Raw genomic sequence first — 23,049 nt, 5'->3', positions numbered from 1 at the left:
TGGGGAGGAACGTTAATAATGGCTGAAAAAATTCGTATTACGACACCTTTGACAGAAGAAAGATCCCGTAAACTTAGAGCTGGTGACAGCGTCTTAATAAGCGGGACTATTTATAGTGCTCGTGATGCTGCGCATAAAGTAATGACAGAAACTTTAGCAAAGGGAGAAAAACTTCCTATTGACTGGCATAATCAGATTGTATATTATCTTGGCCCTACACCGGCAAAACCAGGTGATCCTATCGGTTCATGCGGTCCTACAACAGCAGGCCGTATGGATGCTTATACACCGACAATGCTTGAACAGGGCATTAAGGGTATGATCGGTAAGGGTTCCCGTTCTCCAGAAGTAATAGAATCAATGAAAAAAAATGGTGTTACATATTTTGCCGCAGTTGGTGGTGCTGCTGCTTTCATTGCAAAATCAGTAAAAAAATATGAAGTAATTGCTTATCCTGAACTCGGTCCAGAAGCACTTGCTGCACTTACTGTCGTGGATTTCCCTGCTATTGTTGTTATTGATTCAGAGGGAAATAATTTCTACGAAATAGGTCAAAAACCTTATCGTAAGCTTTAATTTAGAGATTCGGAAAGCTCCAATAATAAATTCGCATTCACTGCGAAAAATTATTATTGAGGCTTCCTTATTTTAATTTTCCCGAACGGGATTAACAATAGGAGGGTTATAATGTTCCATGTAACATTTTATATTCGTCGCCTGCATTCTATTTGCGGGATTGTTCCAATGGGATTGTTCTTATTAGAACATGTTTTGACCAACGCGGAGGCTATCGGAGGACCGGCAGCATTCAATGAAGCTATTGGTAAGATTGCCATGATTCCGCATAACATCATGCTTGTTATCGAAATTTTTGGTCTTGCTATTCCTTTCCTTTTCCATATGATTTATGGATTGTATATCGCTTTGCAAGCAAGAAACAATCCTACAAAATATGGTTATGCCCGCAACTGGCAGTTCGCACTTCAGAGATGGACAGCTATTTTCCTTTTCGTTTTCTTAATTATCCACGTTGTTGATCTGCGTATTTTCACTAAAGGCGGTGGCACACCGATTTCTTACGCTTTACTTGATCAAATGTTTAACAATATGGGATGGTTTATCCTCTATCTTGTTGGCATGATTGCTGCTATATTCCATTTTTGCAACGGTGTTACTACCTTATGCATGACATGGGGCATCGCTAAAGGTCCGCGTATTCAAACATTTATCGGTAGAGTAATGATGCTTGTATGCGTGTTATTGTCTCTTGCAACCATTGCATTCATGGCATCATATAAAATGCATTGATTAAGTTTTTATTAAAAATAAGGAGAGAAGCTACGTGAGTAAAAAGAATATAATTGTTGTCGGCGGCGGATTATCCGGTCTTATGGCAACTATTAAAATTTGCGAAGCAGGCGGAGAAGTAAAATTATTTTCGTATTGTCCTGTAAAGCGTTCACATTCCTTGTGCGCACAGGGTGGTATTAATGCTTGCATGAATACAAAAGGCCAAAACGATACTACTTGGGAACATTTTGATGATACAGTATACGGCGGTGACTTTTTAGCCGATCAAACAGCTGTAAAAGGCATGTGCGAAACAGCGCCTAAACTTATAAAAATGTTTGACCGTATGGGTGTTCCTTTTACCCGTACTGCTGAAGGTGCCCTTGATCTTCGTAATTTTGGTGGACAAAAAAATAAACGTACCGTATTTGCCGGCTCAACAACAGGCCAGCAGCTTCTTTATGCGCTTGATGAACAAGTTCGTAAATGGGAAGTTAAAGGTAAAGTAAATAAATATGAATTCTGGGAATTCATTAAAATTATAAAAAATGATAAAAAAGTTTGTCGTGGTATTGTTGCCCAGAATATGAATTCTATGGAAATTGAAGCTTTTCGTGCTGATGCTGTCATTTTGGCAACAGGTGGCCCTGGTGTTATTTTTGGTCGTTGCACAGCATCTACAATTTGCAATGGTTCAGCAGTATCCGCTGTTTATCAGCAGGGTGCAGAAATCGGCAACAGTGAATTCATTCAGATCCATCCTACTGCTATTCCTGGTTCTGATAAGAATCGTCTTATGTCAGAAGCCTGCCGTGGCGAAGGTGGCCGTATTTGGACATATAAAGACGGTAAACCTTGGTACTTCCTTGAAACAATGTATCCGGCATATGGTAACCTGGTACCTCGTGATATCGCAGCACGTGCCATCTATGATGTCTGCGTAAATCAGGGCTTGGGCATAAACGGCGAAAACAGAGTATATCTTGATTTGTCCCATATCCCAGCAGAATACCTCGAACGTAAACTCGGTGGTATCCTGGAAATGTATTCAGAATTTGTTGGCGATGATCCTCGTAAAGTTCCTATGCAGATTTATCCGTCAGTCCATTATTCAATGGGTGGTATCTGGGTAGATACAAAACATAATACAAGCATTCCGGCACTTCTTGCTTCTGGCGAATGTGATTACCAGTATCATGGTGCAAACCGTTTGGGTGCTAATTCACTTCTTTCAGCTGCATATTCAGGTACCATTTCCGGTCCTGAAGCTATTCGCTGGTCTGAAAGCGATGACATCGGTGATGAATTAACTGATGAACAATTAGCTGCTGCTAAACAGGAATGTGTAGACGAATTTGAAAATATCATCAATATGAATGGTAAAGAAAATGCCCATAAGCTGCATCATGAATTAGGCGATTTGATGAACAGATATTGTACAATTGTTCGTGTCAACAAAGAACTTGATTTCTGCATGGGTGAATTGAAAAAGATTCTTGCCCGCTGGAGTGACATCGGCGTAAACGACAAAGGCCATTGGGCTAACCAAGAAGCCATGTTCGTTCGTCAACTGCGCAACATGATTCTTTATGCTATGGTTATTTGTAAGGCTGCACGTATGCGTGATGAAAGCCGCGGTGCTCATTATAAACCAGAATTTCCTAATCGTGATGACGAAAAATTCCTTAAGACTACTATTGCTTCTTATGATCCAGAAACACATGAACCGAAAATCACTTATAGGGAATTTGACCACTCCTTGATAAAACCGCGTCCGCGTCGTTACGATGTTGCTAAGGGAGGTAAATAATAACAATGTCAGAACAGAAAACAGTACATTTTATTATAGAACGTCAGGACAGTCCTGACAGCAAACCTTATACTGAAGAATTTTTAGTACCATACCGTCCTGCATTAAATGTTGTCGCGGCTTTAATGGAAATCCAAAAAAACCCGGTAACCAAAGACGGTAAAAAGACTACTCCAGTAGTTTGGGAATGCAATTGCTTGGAAAAAGTTTGCGGTGCCTGCATGATGGTAATAAACGGCAAAGCTAGACAAGCATGTGCTACACTGGTTGACCATGTTCCTCAACCGATTCATCTTGCTCCTGCCCGTACATTTCCAGTAATACGTGACTTACAGATTGACCGTTCTGTTATGTTTGAAAGCCTCAAACGTATACAGGGTTGGATCGAAATCGACGGAAGCTGGGAAGTAAATACTGCGCCTATCCAAAATCCTTATACTGCTGCTACAGCTTATGAAATAGCACATTGTATGACTTGTGGATGCTGTCTTGAAGCATGCCCTAATGTTGGACCGCAATCCGACTTCATCGGCCCTGCACCAACTGTACAGGCATATCTGTTCAACCTTCATCCGTTTGGTAAATTTGACAAAGAAAAACGCCTTAATTCCTTAATGGAAAAAGGCGGTATCACAAGCTGCGGTAACAGTCAGAACTGTGTTCAAGTATGTCCAAAAAATATCAAACTGACTACTTATCTTGCACAGCTCAACCGTGATGTAAATAAACAGGCTTTGAAAAATATCTTTGATAAATAAGCAGCTGCTTACAAAACCTGCTAAGATAAATACGGATCAATGATCGTATTTTAGTACTAAAAAACACCTGTAAATCTTTTCATTAAAAGATTTACAGGTGTTTTTAATAACTTCTAATAAAAGAGACAAGCTAAATGGAAACACCATTTAGCCTGTCTCTTTTATAATCATAACTTATGCGGATTACTGTCGAGGTAACCCTGCAATATAAAGACAGCAGCCATTTTATCAATTACTTTACGACGTTTTGCCCTGCTCACGTCAGCCGCAATAAGATAACGTTCTGCAGCTACTGTAGAAAGGCGTTCATCCCAAAATACTATTTCTTTGTCAGTAACAGATTCTTTTAGATGTTTGGCAAACTCTCTTACTATGTCGCATCTTTCGCCCTCTGTACCATTCATGTTTCGGGGCAGTCCCACGACTATCCTTTCAATCTCATACTCTGCTATGAGTTCTTGTAAGCGTCGCAGGTCATTTTCCCATGATTCACGCCTTATTGTTTCAATTCCCTGTGCAGTGAACATCAAAGCATCACTGACAGCTATGCCTATTGTTTTATCTCCGACATCAAGGCCTATGATACGCATAGTATCCTCCCGCTTTTACGGCTTGTTTTTATTTAAATAAAATCTTACCAGCTCAGCTAAAAGCTCATCCCGTTCCATACCACGAATCTTGCTTCTAGCATCTTTATGGCTGGTCACATATGCGGGATCACCAGATAATAAATAACCGACTAATTGGTTTATCGGGTTATATCCTTTTTCCTGCATAGCAGAACAGACCTCTTTGATTACTGTTTCGGCTTGATTCTTATCAACGCCAAATTTGAACATCATCGTTTCTTCCATCTTGGACATATAAAATCACATTCCTTTCAAGGAAAAAGCTACGGCGCTATTTTTTAATCTGTGCATCTAATACTGCTAAGGCTTTATCAAATGCTTCAGGCAGCTTATCTGCAAACTTACCGCCGGCTTGCGCCATATTAGGCCGTCCACCGCCATTACCACCCAACACTTGGGCGCTTTCTTTAATTATTTTTCCTGCATGGATACCTTTTTTCACGGCATCCTTTGAAGCTTTTATAACGAGACTGACCTTATTATCCTTTGTAATGGCCGCCAGGATAACAACACCATCTTCCAGCTTATCACATGTAACATCTGCTATACTGCGCAGCTCTTCCATAGTGTCTGCTGTAGCCTTTCCTGTAATTACATTTACATCACCATGCTGCTTGACTGCCATTAAAAGTTTCTGCGAATCCAATTTAGTCCGCATTTCTTTTATTTCATGGAGCTGATGTTTAAGTTCCTTATTTTCGTCAAGGACATTTCCGATTTTATTTACTAAGCTCGCTGGTTCTGTTTTTAATAATACGGCCGCTTCATCTAAAGTTTTTAACTGTCCGTTCACGTATGCATAAGCTACTTTACCCGTAAGTGCTTCAATACGCCGTATTCCAGCAGCTACACCACTTTCAGCAATGATTTTAAACAGTCCGATTTGCCCTATATTATCAACATGGCTGCCACCACAAAGTTCCATACTGAAATCAGGAACGGTGACTACGCGTACAACATCGCCATACTTTTCTCCAAACAAAGCCATTGCGCCTTGTTTTTTCGCTTCTTCCTGTTTCATATGGCTGATCTTTACGGGCAGCGCCTTTAATATTTCATCATTGACGATTTGTTCCACTTCTGCCAGCTGTTTTTGGGAAACAGGTTCAAAATTGGAAAAATCAAAACGCAAATGTTCTGGTGTTACCGAAGAACCAGCCTGGTTGACTTGTTTGCCAACAACTTTCTTCAATGCTGCCTGCAATAAATGTGTTGCTGTATGATTACGGGCTGAAGCCAGTTTTTTCTCTACGTCAATATTGATTTTTACGGTATCTCCAACATGCAATATTCCTTCGGTCACATATGCAATATGGTACACTGTCCCATTTGGTAATTTCTTTGTGTTGCTGACATGTGCTTTACCCATTTCACCAATAAGTTCGCCACAATCGCCGACTTGTCCACCGCCTTCGGCATAAAAAGGAGTGACATCAAGAATTATGCCTGCTTCATCACCGTCTTGCAGATTATCAGTCACCTGTGCATTTTTCCAAATGCAAACTATCTTAGCACTTTTGGCTGCACAATCACAGGAAAGTTTTTCTACATCTAATTCACGTAAGTCAGGTATATCTACACGCTTATTTTCCTGACGAGCCTGCCGTGCGCGTTCCCTTTGCGCTTCCATAGCTTTGTCAAAACCATCTTTATCAAGGGAAAAATCATTTTCATGCAGTATTTCATCAGTTAATTCATAAGGAAAACCATAGGTATCATAAAGTTTAAAACCTATTTCCCCATCAAGTACTGTCTTTCCTGCGGCGGAAAGTTGCTGGATTTCTTCATCGAGCAAAGACATCCCTTGGGTAAGTGTCTGATGAAATCTTTCTTCTTCGATATTAATTACTTTTTTTATATAATCCTTGCGTTCAGTGAGACCATCATAAACCCCTCTGTAAATTTCTGCTACTACATCTACAGCATCTGCCAAAAAAGCTTTTTCAATGCCGAGCATGCGCCCATGCCGCACAGCCCGCCGCAGAATACGGCGCAAAACATAACCCCTGCCTTCATTTGAAGGCAAGATGCCGTCCATGACCATAACAGCGATACTACGGGCATGATCTGCTATAACCTTTAAAGAAATATCGGTCTTCTTATCCTTATTATATTCTACACCCGAAATACGAGAAGCATATTCAATGATAGGATATAACAAGTCAGTTTCAAAATTAGTCGGTTTTTCTTGAATTACAGATGCCAAACGTTCCAGACCTGCGCCTGTATCAATATTTTTTTTTACTAAAGGACGGTATTCACCGCTTTCAGTACGATCATACTGGGTAAAAACAAGATTCCATATTTCTAAATAACGGTCACAGTCGCAACCGGGAGCGCAGTCGGGTTTACCACAGCCACGTTCCTCCCCGAGATCTATATAAATTTCAGAATCAGGTCCGCAGGGGCCAGTACCTATTTCCCAAAAATTGTCTTCCATTCTAACAATATGGTCAGGATTTACAGATGTTTTTTCTGTCCAAATTTTATAAGCTTCTTCATCCTTCGGATAAATACTCACCCACAATTTATCAGCGGGTAACTCAAGTTCTTTAGTAAGAAATTCCCAAGCCCACGGTATAACTTCTTTCTTAAAATAATCACCAAAAGAAAAGTTTCCCAGCATTTCAAAATAAGTCTGATGACGGGCAGTGCGTCCAACATTTTCTATATCACCAGTCCGGACACAGCGCTGACTAGTGGTTATGCGCGTATGAGGTGGTTTCATCTTGCCTGTAAAAAATGGTTTAAATGGAGCCATACCTGCTCCAATCATTAACAAAGAAGGATCATTTTCAGGTATCAAAGAGAAACTAGGTAAACGCAAATGACCTCTTTGTGCAAAATATTGCAAGAATTTTTCCCGCAACTCATTGCCGCTCATGTATTTCAAATTTTTCTACCTCCAAAATTGTATAATCACACAAATATAATTCATTATATAAAAATACTATTGTAAAGTCAATTCTAGGGAAATATAGCCATTTATTGACTGCACAAAAGAATAAAGAGCTAACAAATAATTACTATCTATATAATAATAGTTACTATAAATTAATCTAAATTATTCAAAAAATTAGCAGGAAATAAAAATTTAAAATAGAAGTTATAGATATAAAGAAAAGTCGAAGAAACATATACCATATTAATGAAAGAAGTTGACTATACCTATGGAAAACAAAAAATTTTCGGCTGCGGATATCTTATCTGGTGCACGTATGATATTACACGACCTTAGTATCCCAGAACTATATGAAGAAGCACTAACAAATAAGGAAGCAATATTAGCGAAGAGCGGTGCTCTTTGCATCTATACCGGAAAGTATACGGGCAGATCTCCTAAAGATAGATTTATCGTAGACACGCCCTCTGTCCATAACCTTGTAAGCTGGTCTAATAACGTACCATGCACGGAAGAAACTTTTCAGCATTTGTATTCTAAAATGAAAAGCTTCGCCAAAAATCATAAGCTTTATGTCAGTGATAATTATGTAGGCGCTGACCCAGAACACAAACTTCAAGTAAAATGCATAACAGAATCTGCTGCCCAACATCTTTTCCTTAAAGAATTATTTATTAGACCCAAAGAACCGCCTGTTACACCTGAAGACTTTACCCTGATTTGCTGTCCCAGTGTAAAAGCCAACCCACTTAAAGATGCTGTTCATTCAGAAGCATTTATTATAATAAATTTTGATTATAAAATGGTACTGATTGGCGGAACAAAATATTCTGGCGAAATGAAAAAATCAATTTTCTCAGTGATGAACTTTATTTTACCGCAAAAAGGAATACTTTCCATGCATTGTTCAGCCAATGTTGGCAAAGACGGCAAAACGGCCATCTTTTTCGGCTTAAGTGGAACAGGAAAAACAACCTTGTCGGCAGATCCGAACCGCAGTTTAATCGGTGATGATGAACATGGCTGGAGTGAACATGGTATTTTCAATATTGAAGGCGGCTGCTATGCTAAATGCATACATTTGTCAGAAGAAACTGAACCGGAAATATACAACGCTATAAAATACGGTGCCGTCTTGGAAAATGTGGTGCTTGAACCGAAAACACGTAAAGAAGATTACGACGACACAAAGTATACTGAAAATACCCGTGTTGCCTATCCGCTGGAATATATTCCTAATGCGATCCATCCAAGTATAGCGGGACATCCTACAGCCATTATTTTCCTGACAGCTGACGCTTTCGGAGTACTACCACCTATCTCCAAACTTAATCCTAAACAGGCGATGTATCATTTCCTTTCGGGTTACACCAGCAAAGTGGCCGGTACAGAACGTGGCATTGTCGAACCACAAGCTACTTTCTCCATTGGTTTTGGTGAACCATTCCTGCCATTGTCCCCACTAAAATACGCCAGACTGCTCGAACAAAAAATCAAAAAGTATGATACCAAAGTTTATTTAGTAAATACCGGTTGGACAGGTGGTCCATACGGCATCGGTTCCAGAATGAAATTGAAATACACACGTGCCATGATTACAGCAGCCTTAGAAGGCCAGCTTGATAATGTGACATGGACAAGTGATCCTATCTTTAAGGTAGCAGTACCAGATTATTGTCCTAATGTGCCATCAGATGTCTTGGAACCTGCGAACACTTGGTCAGATAAGGCTGCCTACAAAAAACAAGCTGCGAAATTAGTAGGACTATTTGCTAAAAATGTCAAGAAATTCAAAGGAGAAATGGCCGATGATATTCTCAGTACCGGTCCCAGTCTCTAACTACAATATGAATAAATAAAATTTACGCGTATTCCCAGATTTGTTTAGTCTGGGAATATTTTTTTGCAAAAAAATGCTCTAAACATTCTTTGCAGACAACCGCACTCGCTTTCTTTGTTTTGTAGAAGGAAATAAACAGCATCACTTTTTATCACTTAAGGACAGGTATTATTTGTATGCTGATTTCCAATACAGTTTACGATATGAAAATTTGGTTTTATAATTATTATATTAATTGTTCTAATAATTATCCTTTAGATAAATAAAAATGCTTTCACAAAATCCAGAAGTGCAATTAATAAACCACAGCTGCATAATAAATAATCTGCCGACCACAAAGGGACAGGCCTAGAGGAGACTACATGGATACCAGTGTGTTAAACGCCAAACAAATGCAAGTAGTAAATGAACTGAGCCGCAATATATTGCTGAGTGCTTCAGCCGGTACAGGAAAAACCAACACCCTCATATACAGAATAGCTGCCATCATAGATAAAAAGAAAGCCTTGCCCGAAGAAATTCTCTGCCTTACCTTTACCAATAAAGCTTGCAGTGAAATTAAGGATCGTATAACCAAACTGCTTGGTAAAGAGGCCTTGCGTATAAAAATAAAGACTTTCCACAGTTTCTGTTATGATATAATTAAAGCTGAAGCTAAAAAAAATTCAGATTTATTTTCGGATTTTACTATTTTTGACGAAACCGATTGCTTAGAAATCGTCCGCGATATAAATGTCTACAACATATCTGCCAGTAAAGCTTTGCAGTATTTTATTGATTTAGTCAAGCAATACAGGGCGATTTATGATTATTTTACAGACAATGCCGCTAAGGACTATAAAAATGTCTTAACGCGTCTTTTTGCTGAGAAAACAGCCAAAATAAGTAATATCTGTGTGACTGCACAATATTGTCCTGACGAAAAATTAAAAAAGATTATGCGCACCAATGGTGCCACTATAGTAGAAAAATACAATGACCAATTGGCCGATATGCATGGCTTGGATTTTACTGATCTAATCGTCAAAACATATGAATTTTTCCAAAACGAACAAATAAAAAAGATATGGCGCCAAAAATACAAATACATTAATATAGACGAAATGCAGGATACGAGCCAGCTTGAATATGAAATACTCTCACAATTATTTACCGGCAATAATATTTTACTCTGTGGCGATTATTTCCAAACAATTTATGAATGGAGAGGTTCTGCTCCCCATTCCATCCTGCTTAAATATAAGCGGGACTATGCACCTGTCACCATCGCCTTTGACGAAAACTACCGTGCTACCAAAACCTTATTGCAGGCCTCGTACGACTGCTTGAAAAATTTATTTGGGCAAAGCGTAGAGGAAATATATAAAAGCACAATAAAAGCCGTCAACGAAAATGCAGGTACAAAGATAGCGATAAAAGAAGCAATAAATGCCAAAGAAGAATCTGCCTGGATCTTTAGTAAAATAAAACAGTTAAATGCTAAGCCTTTATCAAATATTTGCATATTAACACGCAGCAATAAATATAATGAACGCTTAAGCTATTATTTTAACGAACTAAATAAAAATTTGCCTACTGAAGAAAAGATTGATTTTATATTAGTTGATGAATTTAAATTTTTTAGGCGGCAGGAAATAAAAGATGTTACAGCCTTTCTAAAATTATTATTAAACAAATATGACAGTTGCAGCCTAAAAAGAATTTTAAAAAAATTTGCGGCCGGCATTGGCGCACAAACCGTATCCGCAATCCAGTCCAGCGAATACAGAAAAGCCGGTATCAGCCTGACTGATTTCATTGACAAACGAACATATCAGGAAGATGCTGCTGATCCATTCCATCTTCTTCTACAAGCTGTAGAAAAAGAAGAAATTATTGTCTTTGATGTCGAAAGTACAGGCACAGATACTAGTGAAGATGAAATAATCCAAATCGCCGCAATAAAACTTGACCAGACTGGAAAGATGAAGGAAAAATTTGTCCATCTGCTCAAACCCCAAAAAAAGGTAGGCACATCCTATTATGTACATGGCTTTTCTGACGAATACTTGGCAAAAAACGGTGAAGCACCCGAAAAAGTACTTGCCGCCTTCAGAAAATTCTCTGCTGGAGCTGTAATCGTCGGCCATAACGTAAGCTATGATATAAGTATTCTTCGCAGCCAGTCAGCCAGAATGGGTCTGCCAGGTCCGGCTTTTTCTACAAGCTATGATACCCTGGATATGTTTAGACGTTTCTATCCTAATTTACAAAACCACAAACTTTCCTTTTTAAGTGACTATTTCTCTATAGAAGAAAAACCTACCCATAATGCTTTGGATGATGTTATGGCTACTGCCGCTTTATTGAAATATATAATAGAAAAAGATATCATACCTACAGCGACAACACGGAAAAAATATATAGAAAAACATATTGACCAATTTCGCTGGATGGCTGTGAAAATAAATGAACTAATTGAAAATAGTTTTCTGCTCAGGCCATATGAGCTTATTGCGAAGATAATGAATGTAACAAAAATAAAAGAATTTTATAATAAGCAGCCAGAAAGAATTAATCGTATCAGGGAATTTTACCTTATAGCCAAATATAATGATGATTCCAGCACCAATCCGCGGGATGCACTTGCCAAACTGCTTAAAACTACAGCATTATCCAACAATGAAATGGATCGCATAATTTCCGCCGTTGATCGAATCCCTATAATTACCGTCCATCAAGCTAAAGGGTCAGAATTTGCTTATGTTTTCCTTGCAGGTATGCAGGATGGTATATTCCCATCATACTTAGCTTTAAAAGAGGGCAGCCTGGAAGAAGAAAAAAGACTCTTTTATGTAGCTGTAACCCGTGCGAAAAACAATCTTTATTTAAGCTGGAGCCGTATAAGTGAACATGGGAAAAAGAATACCAGAAGCAGATTTATTGAAACTATTCCGCATGAATATAGAAAAGATGTTTAATATTGCGGTTATAGCATAAAATAAAAGATTTGCATAAAAAGGTTTTATATAGCATAATATAGCCATTAGTCATAAATAAATGGTAACTTTAATTTGTACGGAGGGATGATTTTGTCTTATGCCCTGCAAGTTATAAAAAAATACAGTCAAAAAATTTTTTCATATATAAAAAATATAAAATATTTTGACCCTTCTTTTATAAAAAACAACAGTTTCTTTAATTTTAAAACCAACAATTTCTTCAACTTCTCTTTTCTAAAAGACAATAAACTATCCAGTCTTTTTTCTACTATAAAGAACAACAAACTATTTAATATTCCCGTAAAGTACATAATGGGTAGTCTTTTTTTATTTTTAGTTGCTGTGTTTATTGGCTTTCACTCCATTGCCCCGAAGGATAACCGTCCAATAGTCATAGAGATTAAACCTGGTATGCAGACCGCTGAAATAGCAAAGTTACTAAAAGATAAAGACATAATATACCACGACACATTTTTTGAATTACTCGCCAAATTGAGAGGCCTCGACAAAGAGCTAAAGGGTGGCGAATATGTACTGCATCCTGCCATGAGCAACGATGAAGTAATGGATGAACTGCTTAAAGGCCCACAGAATATTATTGTCAAAGTAACTATTCCAGAAGGATATACAGTAGAACAAATAGCTGACCTCCTTGAAAAAAAACAGGTCACAACCAAACATGATTTTTTAAATTTAGCACAAAAATATATTCCCTATGAATATATGCAAAATAATGACCCAAATGTAAAATATAAATTAGAAGGCTATCTTTTCCCTGATACATATGAATTCGTCAAGGGTTCTCCAGCCAAAAAAATAATAGATACAATGACCGGTGAATTTGATAAAAAACTCAACAACGACCTTCGTGAACAGGCAAAAGAAAAGGATTTATCCATCCACGATCTTATTGTCTTGGCATCACTAGTCGAAGCTGAAGCGAAATTTGATGAAGATAGACCTATTATCGCGCAGGTTTTCTTTAACCGGCTGGATATAAATATGCCCTTGCAATCAGATACAACCATTCAGTACGCGATGCGTAAACGTAAAGAAAACATATCTATAGATGACACTAAAATAGATTCTCCTTATAATACTTATATACACTATGGTCTTCCGCCAAGCGCCGTAGATAATCCCGGTCTTGCCTCCATAAAAGCTGTTTTGTATCCGCAGGCAAACGATTATCTATACTTTGTAGCTGACAACCAAGGCCACAATCACTATAACCGGACATATACAGAACATCTTGATACAATTAATAATATAGAATAATTTCAGATTGGATTTTAAAGTGGAAAATTTATTACGCGAAATGCGTGAATATGCTGAGAAACATCATGTCCCTATCATACGTGACCAAGCGGCCAAAATTTTATGTCGGATTGCCGCTGAAAAAAAACCAAGCCGCATTCTGGAAATAGGGACAGCCATTGGTTACTCCGCATTGCTTTTGGCAGATAACAGCTGCTCTGATACGTGCATTACTACGTTAGAAATAGATGAAGAAAGAATAAAGACTGCAAAATCTTTTTGGGCCAGATCGCCTTACCAGAATAATATACACCTACTAAACGGCGATGCTGCCGAAACATTAAAAACATTGTCAGGTCAATTTGATTTTGTTTTTATTGACGCGGCCAAAGGACAATACCCCCGGTATTTACATGCAGTTTTACCATTGATTTCCACTCATGGACTTATTGTTTCAGACAATGTGCTTTTCCGCGGTTACGTAGAAAGTCCGGAAAAACCACCACGCCGTTATAAAACAATAGTTAAAAGACTACGGGAATATATCAAAGAAATAAGTGAAAGCAAACAATGGTCTACTAAAATCTACTATGAAGGAGATGGATTGGCTGTTTCCGAAAAACAGTTTTAAAATGAATAAAAAGGTTGAATTATTGGCTCCAGCAGGAAATTTAGAGAAACTAAAAATGGCTATTTTATATGGTGCTGACGCTGTCTACCTGGGAGGCAAGAAATTTGGCCTGCGCTCTTACGGCGGTAATTTTTCAATACAGGAAATGCAAGCAGGTGTGGAATTTGCCCATAGCAGAGGGAAAAAAGTTTATGTGACAGTCAATATTTTCGCCCACAATGATGATTTAGACGATCTCCCCGATTACTTGCGCAGTCTTGAGCAGTTAACCGTAGACGGCATCCTCATCTCTGACCCGGGCATATTTGCCATAGCACGCCAAACAATCCCTAATGTCCCATTACATATAAGCACGCAGGCCAACTCGACAAATTGGGCGGCAGTGAATGCATGGGCTTCTATGGGGGCACAAAGGGTAGTGTTGGCTCGGGAACTTTCCCTTAAAGAGACAAAGGCTATCCGCAATAAAACAGACGTCGAGCTGGAAATGTTTGTACACGGTGCCATGTGTATCTCCTATTCGGGACGTTGCGTCATGAGTAATTATATGACTGGCCGCGATTCTAACCGAGGTGCTTGTGCACAAGCATGCCGTTGGAAATATTCTCTCGTTGAAGAAAAAAGACCTGGTGAATATTACCCAATAGAAGAGGACAGCAGGGGTAGTTACATTTTCAACTCAAAGGATATGTGTCTCTTGCCATATTTGGACAGTGTAATCGAAAGCGGTGTAAACAGCCTGAAAATCGAAGGCCGCATGAAGAGCGTCTATTATGTGGCAGGTGTCGTTAAAGCCTATAGGGAAGCTATTGATACTTATTACCAAAAACCAAACCTCTGGCATACCTTGCAGGAAAAATGGCGCAGCGACTTAGGGAAAATATCGCATAGAAAATACACTACAGGATTTCTCTTTGGTACACCGGGAGCTGACAGCCACGTATATGACACCTCAGCCTACACCCAAACGGCTGATTTTGTAGGAGTAGTTTTAGATTACAACTCCCGTACGGGATTTGCCACAATAGAGCAGCGTAATAATATGAAGACAGGACAGCAGATCGAAGTATTTCAGCCGAATATGCCATCATACTACCAGCAAATAGGCAAAATGATAGACGAAGACGGCGAAATTATAGAAACTGCCCCACATCCACAGCAAATAATAAAAATGCAGATGGAGCATCCAGTAGAACCATATTCTATACTGCGGCGTGATATCATATAATGTTTTAATAAAATCCAATAATGTAGAATTTCTTATGATTAAGGAGGAATTTTTATGAAAAGACTTTTTGCTCAGGCTTATGGCCGTGTACAAGGTGTGGGATTTCGTTATTTTGTCCAGTCTGCCGCGAAAAAATACGGTTTATCTGGTTGGGTTAAAAACATGAGTGATGGTAGTGTAACTATGGAAGTCCAAGGTGATGCACCAAAACTGGATAGTCTCTTCGCCGAAATAAAAAAGGGAAATGTATTTATAAAAGTTGCCAGAATAGATACAAAATCTATAAATATTGTAGACGGTGACAACGGTTTTGATATAAAATATTAAGAGTAGCTTAAAATACACAAATGGATAGTGGTTTATAATGAAAAAAATTCTTGTTCTGCATGGACCTAATCTCAATCTTTTAGGCACACGTGAACCAGAAATATACGGCTCAATGACATTAGACGATATAAATTGCCTGTTACAAAAAGATGCTGATGAAGCCGGTATTGATATCAGCTTTAAGCAAAGTAATTATGAAGGCGACTTAATAGAAGCAATCCAACAATCGTCGGCTTATGCTTATATTATCTTAAACGCGGGAGCCTTTACACATTACAGTATTGCTCTGCGCGATGCTATCGCTTCCGTACAGACACCTGTAATTGAAGTGCATTTATCAAATATCCATAAACGGGAAGAATTTCGCAACAATTCGGTAATTGCACCAGTTGTTGTAGGACAGATCTGCGGTTTGGGGGCAGGCAGCTATACGGCAGCCCTGCATTATATTATTACTACATTAAAAGGAGCCGAAAGCAATGGAAAATAACAGACTTTTCCGCTTAAGACAGCTGCTTGCACAAAAACACGCAGATGCCATCGTTATAAATAAAAATGAAAATGTTCATTATTTCAGCGGTTTTTACGGTGATGATTCGGCACTTGTAATAACTCCAGATAAAGAATACCTTATCACCGATTCGCGTTATCTGGAACAGGCCGCGCAGCAAAGCAAATTCCCCCTTGTTGAGCAGAAAAAAGGGCTGCTCACTAAAATTAGTGAGTTAATTGAAGCAGAAAAGGCAAAAAATTTGGCCTTTGAAACGAATGCGCTCATGTATGCTTCCTATGCCGCTTTACGCCAAATGCTGCCAAACGTCAATTTTTCCGTACCGCTCAATTTAGATGGATTACGTATCCAAAAGGAAAAAGCAGAAATAGAACTTATCAAGAAAGCTGTTGCCATAAGTGACAAGGCTTTTGAACATATTCTTGCATACATTAAACCCGGTCTTTCTGAAATAGATGTAGCCGCTGAGTTAGAACATACCATGCGCAAGCTTGGTAGTGAAAGACCTGCGTTTACTACTATTGTGGCTTCGGGAAAAAGAGGCAGTCTTCCACACGGAACAGCAACAGAAAAGTTGATTGTTGACGGAGAATTTGTTACAATGGATTTTGGTGCTGTTTACAAGGGATATCATTCGGATATTACCCGCACTGTTTGTGTAGGTAAGGCCTCAGAAAAACAAAAGGAACTTTACGCTATTGTTGCCAAAGCGCAGCTTTTAGGCATCGCAAGCATTAAACCGAATACCGATGGCAAGACAATAGATGCCCCTTCGCGTAAATTCATAAAAGATATGGGCTATGGTAATAATTATGGCCACGGCTTAGGACATGGCGTCGGACTGGAAATACATGAATTACCCCGTCTTTCACCCATGGCACAGGATATAATCATAAAGCAGCATATGCTTGTAACTGTTGAACCAGGAATATATGTTCCTGATTTTGGTGGTGTGCGCATAGAAGATACTACTTTAGTTGATGAAAATGGTGCCACACCTCTGACAAAAAGCCGTAAGGAACTAATAGAACTTTAATAAAAAAAGATTTACATTAATTTTACATCTAAGGAAAAAGTTATCCAAGAGCTTCAGCAGCTATACAATAGGCTGGCTGGTTAATATGACATGCGTGAAGCATAAGCGGCTAGATATTATTTATCAATATCCTTTTGATAAGAGTATCTTATGTGGATAAAATAAATACAAAATATTAATTTGGAGGTTTATTTTTAATGATTTCAAGTAGTGATTTTCGCACAGGTCTTACTCTGGAGATAGACAACGGCGTATGGCAGATTGTCGATTTCCAACATGTCAAACCAGGAAAAGGTGCAGCTTTTGTACGTACAAAAATAAAAAACATACAGACTGGCGCCGTGGTCGAACGTACCTTTAACCCTAATGAAAAATTGCCAGCCGCTCATCTTGAAACCAATCAAATGCAATATCTATATGAAAGTGACGGAATGTACACTTTTATGGATAATGAAACTTTTGAACAGACTGAACTCAGTAAAGAACAACTTGGTAATGCCCTCAACTTCTTAAAGGAAAACATGGATATCAGCCTTCAGACCTATAAAGGTAAAATCATTGGTATTTCTTTACCTAATTCCGTAGTGTTGAACGTTGTAGAATGTGAACCAAGTGTTAAAGGTGACACTGCCACCGGTGCTACCAAAATGGCAAAAACTGAAACAGGCTATGAAGTGCGTGTTCCCCTTTTCGTCAATGACGGTGACAAGCTCCGTATAGATACCCGTACTGGTAATTATATCGAACGCGCTTAAGAACATCATGGAAAAGACACTAAGGCATTTTCAACCATAGTGTCTTTTTATTTACTGTTTCATACTATCAGATATTGCTCATAAATTTTAGATATCATACCACATAATGTTATTTACTTTATTTATGCGAATGTAACTTTGTAAATTTTTGCCTTGCGTTTAAAAAGCGGGGGGTGTATAATGTATTCATTCTACAATGATAGGAGATAATTATATTGACTACTGTTAAATTTGTGAAAGCCCCTACTTTAAAAGAAAAACCGGACGTATCCAAAATTGGTTTTGGTACACATTTTACAGATCATATGTTCGAAATGACTTATACTACAGGAAAAGGTTGGCATGATCCGCAAATCATACCATATAATAATATTTCCATAAGTCCAGCTAATGCTACAATTCATTACGGGCAGGCAATTTTCGAAGGGATGAAAGCTTTTCGGCAGGGAAATAAAGTTGTTATTTTTCGTCCGCTAGACCATCTCAAGCGTTTAAATAATTCTGCACGTATACTTGATATTCCCCCAGTCGATATTGAGCTTGTACATAATGCACTTAGACAATTAATAACGATTGAAAAGGACTGGGTTCCTAACAAGCGCGGCCAAAGTCTTTATATTCGTCCGTTCATTTATGCCGATGATGGGTTCTTGGGCGTGAGCGTCGGCAAATCATATAAAATGTATATAATTTTATCCCCTGTTGCTGCTTATTATGCGCACGGTTTTGCTCCTGTAAACATCATGGTAGAAGATACTTATGTAAGGGCAACTAAGGGCGGACTTGGTGAAGCAAAGACTCCTGCCAATTATGCGGCAAGCTTACATGCTGGCCTTGTTGCCCATCAAAAAGGTTATGACCAGACACTTTGGTTGGACGGTGTAGAACGGAAATACATCGAAGAAGTCGGTTCCATGAATATTCTCTTTAAGATAAACGGTGAAATAGTAACCCCTGAACTTGATGGCAGTATCCTTAGCGGCATTACTCGCCGTACAGTGCTTCAGGTAGCTAAGGAATGGGGCTATCCTGTTTCGGAACGTCGTATCTCCATAGATGAAATAAAAGACGCGTACAAAAAAGGAGTCCTTGAAGAAGTATTTGGTTCCGGTACAGCGGCCGTAATTTCCCCTGTAGGTGTTTTAGGCTATAAGGGTGAAGATATGGTCATCAATGACAATCAAATCGGCCCATTTGCCCAGAAGATGTTTGATTATGTAACTGGAGTACAATGTGGCGCAGAAAAAGATACCCATAACTTTACTGAATTCGTAACAGAAGTTTAATACCGTACAAACTGTATAGATATTACAAAAGAGCTGGTGCACATTTTATTGATGTACACCAGCTCTTTTATAATATCTTGCCCAGCCTTTAAGTCCAGCCATCTAAATTTTTACCCATTAAACTCATTTACTTAATAATACCTGTGCGTTTTTGAATAATTCTAAGCGGAATAGTCAATATCAAATTGAAAAGCAGGATAACTATTATGAGTAGTGCGCCGATTCCATTAGCGATGACATCCCTATCAGGAACTAGGCCGACCGACATCAAATACCACATATGAACTGCTAAAGTCTCTCCTGCTGCCATGACATCAGTGTCAAACATATGCCTTGAAACAGTAGTACCTGCGGTAAATATCAAAATAGCTGTTTCACCCAGCGCACGTCCTGCTGTCAATATGATGCCCGTAATGATTCCTGCTAATGCGGATGGCAGAACCACCTTAGAAATAGTCTGCCATTTCGTCGCTCCCATTGCTAGACTCGCTTCCCGATATGATTTAGGTACTAATTTAATAGATTCTTCTGTAACGCGTACCAAAAGAGGTAAATTTAAAAGAACCAATGTAAACGTACCACTTAATATACTAAAACCCAATCCCATTTTATTGACAAATATAATCATCCCAAATAGCCCCAATACGATGGAGGGAACAGTAGCCAAGCTTTCTGTACTCAATCTGATGATCTTTGTCAGCAAATTATTCTTTGCGTATTCAGCCAAATATATACCTGCACCAACTGCTATCGGCACCGATATTAGAAGCGATAGGAAAAGCAGATAAAATGAATTGAAAAATTGGCCGCCAACTCCGCCGCCTGCTGATATATCACTCGACTTGCTTGATATAAAGTGAGCAGAAAGCACTGGTAACCCTTTGTATAAAATATACCCGAGAAATGTAAATAATAACAATAAAATAAAGAAACCTGTCAGCCATAATATACATATAGCCATTTTATTTACAACTTTGGCGTTCATTATGCATACCTCCTGGCACCGATGCGTTTTATCAGCAGTATCATCAATAATGATACGACCAGCAGAACGAGTGCCATCAAGAACAACGCATTACCCCATACAGAACCAAAAGGAGTATTACCCATTTCAATGACAATATCACTGGTTAAAGTTGCTGTCGGTGAAAATAAGCTGAGGGGTAAAAGTGGTGTGTTGCCTATGACCATCTGGACAGCCATTGTTTCCCCTATAGCCCTCGCCATTGCCAAAACTATCGCTGTCAATATCCCCGGTGCAGCCGAGGGAACAACGACTTTGTACAAGGTTTGCCAATACGTGGCGCCCAAAGCTAACGATGCTTCTTCAAGTGTTTTGGGCACACCGTTCAAGGCATCCTCACTAATACTGATTATTGTCGGTAAAATCATGATTGCCAATATTACTGCCGTGACGAAAACACCATATCCCATACTTACAGAAAAAAAGTTTCGTATGAACGGAATCATCACGGTAAGTCCTATATAACCATAAACTACAGAAGGAATAGCCACATAAAGATCAACTGCGGGGCGCATTAAAGACCGCAATCGCTGCGGCGCTATCTTAGACATAAAAATGGCACCGAGAAGACCTATAGGCGTTCCTATGATTATAGCCAGCATTGTCACTGCCACCGACCCTAATATAAAACTTAAGGCTCCATATTTATTCATAGAAGGAGCCCATTTATCGGTTAAGAAAAATTCAATAGGGCTGACATCATGAAAAGTCATCAGCCCTTGTTTACCGACAAAAAATATAATGGAAAAAATTATTATGGTCATCAATGCTGCACAAGCGATAAATAAATACCGCACATATCGATCATATATTAATTTTCGTTGATGATTAAACCCTTTTTCCATATTTTTTATCCTTATAAATTATTTTTGCATTTTACTAACAGGAATGAATCCTAATTTTTCTACTTGTGAATTCTGGAATTCATCACTCATCACATAATCAATAAATGCTTTTACAGCATCTTTAGGTTCTCCCTTTGTATACATATGTTCATAACCAAAAACTGGATATTTGCCATCAATAACTGCCTGTGCAGAGAAAGGAACGCCATCGAGAGAAAATGTTTTTACGGTTTTATCTGCGTAAGCTGCATCTACGTAACCAATAGAACCAGGTGTTGTTGCTACACCTTTTAATACGGCACCGTTTGAATCCTGAATAGATGCATTATCGGTAAATTCCTGTCCCTTGAGGATAGTAGCTGTAATAATAGCACGTGAACCAGAAGATTTAGCACGATGGATAATGGTAATAGCTTGGTCATCCCCGCCGACTTCTTTCCAGTTAGTGATTTTACCGGTAAATATGTCAGCAGCCTGCTGTATAGACAAATTAGCAACTTTATTATCAGGGCTTGTGATAAGAACAAACGGGGCAACAGCCACTTTATGGTCTACGAGACCTTTATCTTTATATTCATCAGGTAAGTCGACATCTGAATTTCCTATATCAACTGCACCTTCAGCTACTTGGTTCATGCCTGTGAAAGAACCGCCGCCAGCAATGTTTACAGTAACTTTTTCATTCTTTTGTTCAAAAGCTTCCTGTGCCGGTTTTAACATTGGCAGTAATGCCGTAGAACCAGAAGCTGATACCTTGCCTTCAAGTGTACTAGCAGCCTTATCACCTCCGCTCGAAGCCGCTTGATTATCGCTGCTTCCGCAGCCTGCGAAGAGCATAGTGCTTACTACCATAGTTCCTAAAACAGCCAATAATTTTTTCTTTCCGCTAAAAAGCATTTTAAAACCTCCAAAATAAATTTTATATGATTCTAAAATCCAATAACATAAACATTACTGGAGTATGACCCTTTCCAGCCGCAGTAGACTATTACCAAATAGCAACTGTATTTTATTTACCTAATGGCCTGCTGCTTTATGTTCATTTTATCTTATCTGCTGTAGTCTCTTGTTACGTATTTGTTAAGGTTTTGTTAAGTGTTTGTTGAATTATTATTTGCGAATAGGATATTTACAAATTTTAGCGAAAGTATTATGTAAGTTCAACTTAAATTAAATGGTAATGGAGAATTTAAATGAAGATTTTAGTTGTTGATGATGAAGCCCCTATTCGTGAATTACTGGTATTTAATTTACAAAAGAATGGCTACGATACCGTGACTGCCGACAATGGCTTAACAGCATTGGAAACTGCCAAAGATGAAGATGTTGCCTTGATTCTGCTGGATATCATGCTGCCGCAGATAGATGGTTTTGAAGTATGCCGGCGGCTCAAACAGAATAAAGCAACATCTAAAATCCCGATAATCATGATAACGGCTAAAGATGAAGAAATTGATAAAGTACTTGGCTTAGAACTCGGTGCCGACGACTATACCACCAAACCATTCAGTATGCGTGAGTTAATGGCGCGCATCAAAGCCGTTCTGAGACGCAGCAATACCAAAGACCAACCAGAAGGTGAATTGGTCATAGGTCCTCTCAAAATTAATTTTAATGCCTATACTGCCTTTCTCAATAATGAACAGCTCATGCTTACACCAAAAGAATATGACCTGCTTAAATTATTTGTAACTAATGAAGGAAAAGCTTTTTCCCGCGATGAGCTTTTAGAAAAAGTTTGGGGCTATGAATATTATGGTGACACCAGAACCGTTGATGTGCATGTACGGCATTTGCGTGCTAAATTGCAAGCTGCCCCTTCAATAAGTGACGGCATCAAAACAGTTCGTGGTGTTGGTTACCGCTTTACGAAATAGTTTTCTCCTTTTTCTTCTTTATTACTTTTATATAAATTTTAAAACAAGTGAGGCGATTTTTA

The 23,049-nt window shown here is 38.7% G+C and carries 21 protein-coding genes; 15 read left to right on the top strand and 6 right to left on the bottom strand.

The features are described 5' to 3' along the window. The first annotated feature begins 18 nt into the window (after positions 1-18). The 4 genes from EDC37_RS05610 (at position 19) to sdhB (ending at position 3,858) form a co-directional block, all read left to right on the top strand. Positions 19-576 carry a Fe-S-containing hydro-lyase gene (locus tag EDC37_RS05610; RefSeq protein WP_132548792.1) on the top strand — a complete coding sequence of 186 codons (558 nt, stop codon included), beginning with the start codon at positions 19-21 and terminating at the stop codon, positions 574-576. 111 nt (positions 577-687) lie between these two features. Beyond that, the gene (locus EDC37_RS05605; RefSeq protein ID WP_132548790.1) at positions 688-1,308 is read left to right on the top strand and encodes a succinate dehydrogenase/fumarate reductase transmembrane subunit; all 621 of its coding nucleotides are present in this window, start codon (positions 688-690) and stop codon (positions 1,306-1,308) included. A gap of 34 nt (positions 1,309-1,342) precedes the next feature. After that, positions 1,343-3,100 (top strand): succinate dehydrogenase flavoprotein subunit, encoded by a 1,758-nt coding sequence (gene sdhA / locus EDC37_RS05600; protein WP_132548788.1) that lies wholly within the window; start codon positions 1,343-1,345, stop codon positions 3,098-3,100. Between the two features lie 5 nt (positions 3,101-3,105). After that, a complete protein-coding gene (sdhB, locus tag EDC37_RS05595) occupies positions 3,106-3,858 on the top strand; it encodes a succinate dehydrogenase iron-sulfur subunit (protein ID WP_132548786.1) in 753 nt (250 codons plus the stop codon). A gap of 167 nt (positions 3,859-4,025) precedes the next feature. Here the strand turns inward: sdhB and ruvX are convergent, their stop codons facing one another. Genes ruvX through alaS form a run of 3 tightly spaced genes read right to left on the bottom strand, consistent with a single transcriptional unit; the run spans position 4,026 to position 7,380 of the window. After that, positions 4,026-4,448, bottom strand: a complete 423-nt coding sequence (gene ruvX / locus EDC37_RS05590) for a Holliday junction resolvase RuvX (protein WP_132548784.1) — start codon at positions 4,446-4,448, stop codon at positions 4,026-4,028. Between the two features lie 15 nt (positions 4,449-4,463). Next, positions 4,464-4,721 carry an IreB family regulatory phosphoprotein gene (locus tag EDC37_RS05585; RefSeq protein WP_196589772.1) on the bottom strand — a complete coding sequence of 86 codons (258 nt, stop codon included), beginning with the start codon at positions 4,719-4,721 and terminating at the stop codon, positions 4,464-4,466. Positions 4,722-4,758: 37 nt separating this feature from the next. Next, positions 4,759-7,380: an alanine--tRNA ligase gene (gene alaS, locus EDC37_RS05580; RefSeq protein ID WP_132548782.1), complete on the bottom strand. Its 2,622-nt coding sequence runs from the start codon at positions 7,378-7,380 to the stop codon at positions 4,759-4,761. A 277-nt stretch (positions 7,381-7,657) separates the two neighbouring features. On the opposite strand from alaS, the gene pckA reads away from it, so the two are divergent. From pckA to EDC37_RS05530, 10 genes are all read left to right on the top strand, one after another. Further along, complete coding sequence (gene pckA, locus EDC37_RS05575) at positions 7,658-9,229, top strand: phosphoenolpyruvate carboxykinase (ATP) (protein ID WP_132548780.1); 1,572 nt, start codon at positions 7,658-7,660, stop codon at positions 9,227-9,229. A gap of 362 nt (positions 9,230-9,591) precedes the next feature. Next, positions 9,592-12,189: a 3'-5' exonuclease gene (locus EDC37_RS05570; RefSeq protein WP_132548778.1), complete on the top strand. Its 2,598-nt coding sequence runs from the start codon at positions 9,592-9,594 to the stop codon at positions 12,187-12,189. A 111-nt stretch (positions 12,190-12,300) separates the two neighbouring features. Next, complete coding sequence (mltG, locus tag EDC37_RS05565) at positions 12,301-13,488, top strand: endolytic transglycosylase MltG (protein WP_165874466.1); 1,188 nt, start codon at positions 12,301-12,303, stop codon at positions 13,486-13,488. A gap of 19 nt (positions 13,489-13,507) precedes the next feature. Further along, on the top strand, positions 13,508-14,098 hold the full coding sequence (locus EDC37_RS05560) for an O-methyltransferase (RefSeq protein ID WP_132548774.1): 591 nt from the start codon (positions 13,508-13,510) through the stop codon (positions 14,096-14,098). 1 nt (position 14,099) lies between these two features. After that, positions 14,100-15,326 carry a peptidase U32 family protein gene (locus tag EDC37_RS05555; protein WP_132548772.1) on the top strand — a complete coding sequence of 409 codons (1,227 nt, stop codon included), beginning with the start codon at positions 14,100-14,102 and terminating at the stop codon, positions 15,324-15,326. A 54-nt stretch (positions 15,327-15,380) separates the two neighbouring features. After that, positions 15,381-15,653 carry an acylphosphatase gene (locus EDC37_RS05550; RefSeq protein ID WP_132548770.1) on the top strand — a complete coding sequence of 91 codons (273 nt, stop codon included), beginning with the start codon at positions 15,381-15,383 and terminating at the stop codon, positions 15,651-15,653. Between the two features lie 37 nt (positions 15,654-15,690). Next, complete coding sequence (gene aroQ / locus EDC37_RS05545) at positions 15,691-16,143, top strand: type II 3-dehydroquinate dehydratase (protein WP_132548768.1); 453 nt, start codon at positions 15,691-15,693, stop codon at positions 16,141-16,143. After that, complete coding sequence (locus EDC37_RS05540) at positions 16,133-17,200, top strand: M24 family metallopeptidase (RefSeq protein ID WP_132548766.1); 1,068 nt, start codon at positions 16,133-16,135, stop codon at positions 17,198-17,200. Before aroQ ends, EDC37_RS05540 begins: the two co-directional genes overlap by 11 nt. A 197-nt stretch (positions 17,201-17,397) precedes the next feature. After that, entirely contained in the window at positions 17,398-17,955 is a 558-nt protein-coding gene (gene efp, locus EDC37_RS05535; protein WP_132548764.1) for an elongation factor P, read from the top strand. A 215-nt stretch (positions 17,956-18,170) separates the two neighbouring features. Further along, the gene (locus EDC37_RS05530; RefSeq protein WP_132548762.1) at positions 18,171-19,241 is read left to right on the top strand and encodes a branched-chain amino acid aminotransferase; all 1,071 of its coding nucleotides are present in this window, start codon (positions 18,171-18,173) and stop codon (positions 19,239-19,241) included. Between the two features lie 127 nt (positions 19,242-19,368). Here EDC37_RS05530 and pstA read toward each other — a convergent pair whose 3' ends face one another. The 3 genes from pstA to EDC37_RS05515 are packed head-to-tail and all read right to left on the bottom strand — an operon-like array spanning position 19,369 to position 22,007. Next, positions 19,369-20,226, bottom strand: coding sequence for a phosphate ABC transporter permease PstA (gene pstA / locus EDC37_RS05525; RefSeq protein ID WP_132548760.1), 858 nt, complete (start codon positions 20,224-20,226; stop codon positions 19,369-19,371). Then, the gene (gene pstC / locus EDC37_RS05520) at positions 20,226-21,110 is read right to left on the bottom strand and encodes a phosphate ABC transporter permease subunit PstC (RefSeq protein ID WP_132548758.1); all 885 of its coding nucleotides are present in this window, start codon (positions 21,108-21,110) and stop codon (positions 20,226-20,228) included. Before pstC ends, pstA begins: the two co-directional genes overlap by 1 nt. 18 nt (positions 21,111-21,128) lie before the next feature. Then, on the bottom strand, positions 21,129-22,007 hold the full coding sequence (locus EDC37_RS05515) for a phosphate ABC transporter substrate-binding protein (RefSeq protein WP_132548756.1): 879 nt from the start codon (positions 22,005-22,007) through the stop codon (positions 21,129-21,131). 296 nt (positions 22,008-22,303) lie between these two features. Between EDC37_RS05515 and EDC37_RS05510 the strand changes: the two genes are divergently transcribed. Further along, positions 22,304-22,987: a response regulator transcription factor gene (locus EDC37_RS05510; protein WP_132548754.1), complete on the top strand. Its 684-nt coding sequence runs from the start codon at positions 22,304-22,306 to the stop codon at positions 22,985-22,987. Positions 22,988-23,049 lie beyond the last annotated feature (62 nt).

It is taken from the genome of Pectinatus cerevisiiphilus, assembly GCF_004341685.1.
GTDB lineage: Bacteria > Bacillota > Negativicutes > Selenomonadales > Selenomonadaceae > Pectinatus > Pectinatus cerevisiiphilus.
Note: the sequence above shows the minus strand (reverse complement) of the source record. Positions and strands in the feature narration are given on the sequence as shown.

Bases quoted from the DNA above. Each gene is read 5' to 3' on its own strand.
- EDC37_RS05610 (WP_132548792.1), top strand. From the start codon at position 19: ATGGCTGAAAAAATTCGTATTACGACACCTTTGACAGAAGAAAGATCC.
- EDC37_RS05605 (WP_132548790.1), top strand. From the start codon at position 688: ATGTTCCATGTAACATTTTATATTCGTCGCCTGCATTCTATTTGCGGG.
- sdhB (WP_132548786.1), top strand. From the start codon at position 3,106: ATGTCAGAACAGAAAACAGTACATTTTATTATAGAACGTCAGGACAGT.
- ruvX (WP_132548784.1), bottom strand. From the start codon at position 4,448: ATGCGTATCATAGGCCTTGATGTCGGAGATAAAACAATAGGCATAGCT.
- EDC37_RS05585 (WP_196589772.1), bottom strand. From the start codon at position 4,721: ATGTCCAAGATGGAAGAAACGATGATGTTCAAATTTGGCGTTGATAAG.
- pckA (WP_132548780.1), top strand. From the start codon at position 7,658: ATGGAAAACAAAAAATTTTCGGCTGCGGATATCTTATCTGGTGCACGT.
- EDC37_RS05570 (WP_132548778.1), top strand. From the start codon at position 9,592: ATGGATACCAGTGTGTTAAACGCCAAACAAATGCAAGTAGTAAATGAA.
- EDC37_RS05555 (WP_132548772.1), top strand. From the start codon at position 14,100: ATGAATAAAAAGGTTGAATTATTGGCTCCAGCAGGAAATTTAGAGAAA.
- EDC37_RS05550 (WP_132548770.1), top strand. From the start codon at position 15,381: ATGAAAAGACTTTTTGCTCAGGCTTATGGCCGTGTACAAGGTGTGGGA.
- aroQ (WP_132548768.1), top strand. From the start codon at position 15,691: ATGAAAAAAATTCTTGTTCTGCATGGACCTAATCTCAATCTTTTAGGC.
- EDC37_RS05540 (WP_132548766.1), top strand. From the start codon at position 16,133: ATGGAAAATAACAGACTTTTCCGCTTAAGACAGCTGCTTGCACAAAAA.
- efp (WP_132548764.1), top strand. From the start codon at position 17,398: ATGATTTCAAGTAGTGATTTTCGCACAGGTCTTACTCTGGAGATAGAC.
- pstA (WP_132548760.1), bottom strand. From the start codon at position 20,226: ATGAACGCCAAAGTTGTAAATAAAATGGCTATATGTATATTATGGCTG.
- pstC (WP_132548758.1), bottom strand. From the start codon at position 21,110: ATGGAAAAAGGGTTTAATCATCAACGAAAATTAATATATGATCGATAT.
- EDC37_RS05515 (WP_132548756.1), bottom strand. From the start codon at position 22,007: ATGCTTTTTAGCGGAAAGAAAAAATTATTGGCTGTTTTAGGAACTATG.
- EDC37_RS05510 (WP_132548754.1), top strand. From the start codon at position 22,304: ATGAAGATTTTAGTTGTTGATGATGAAGCCCCTATTCGTGAATTACTG.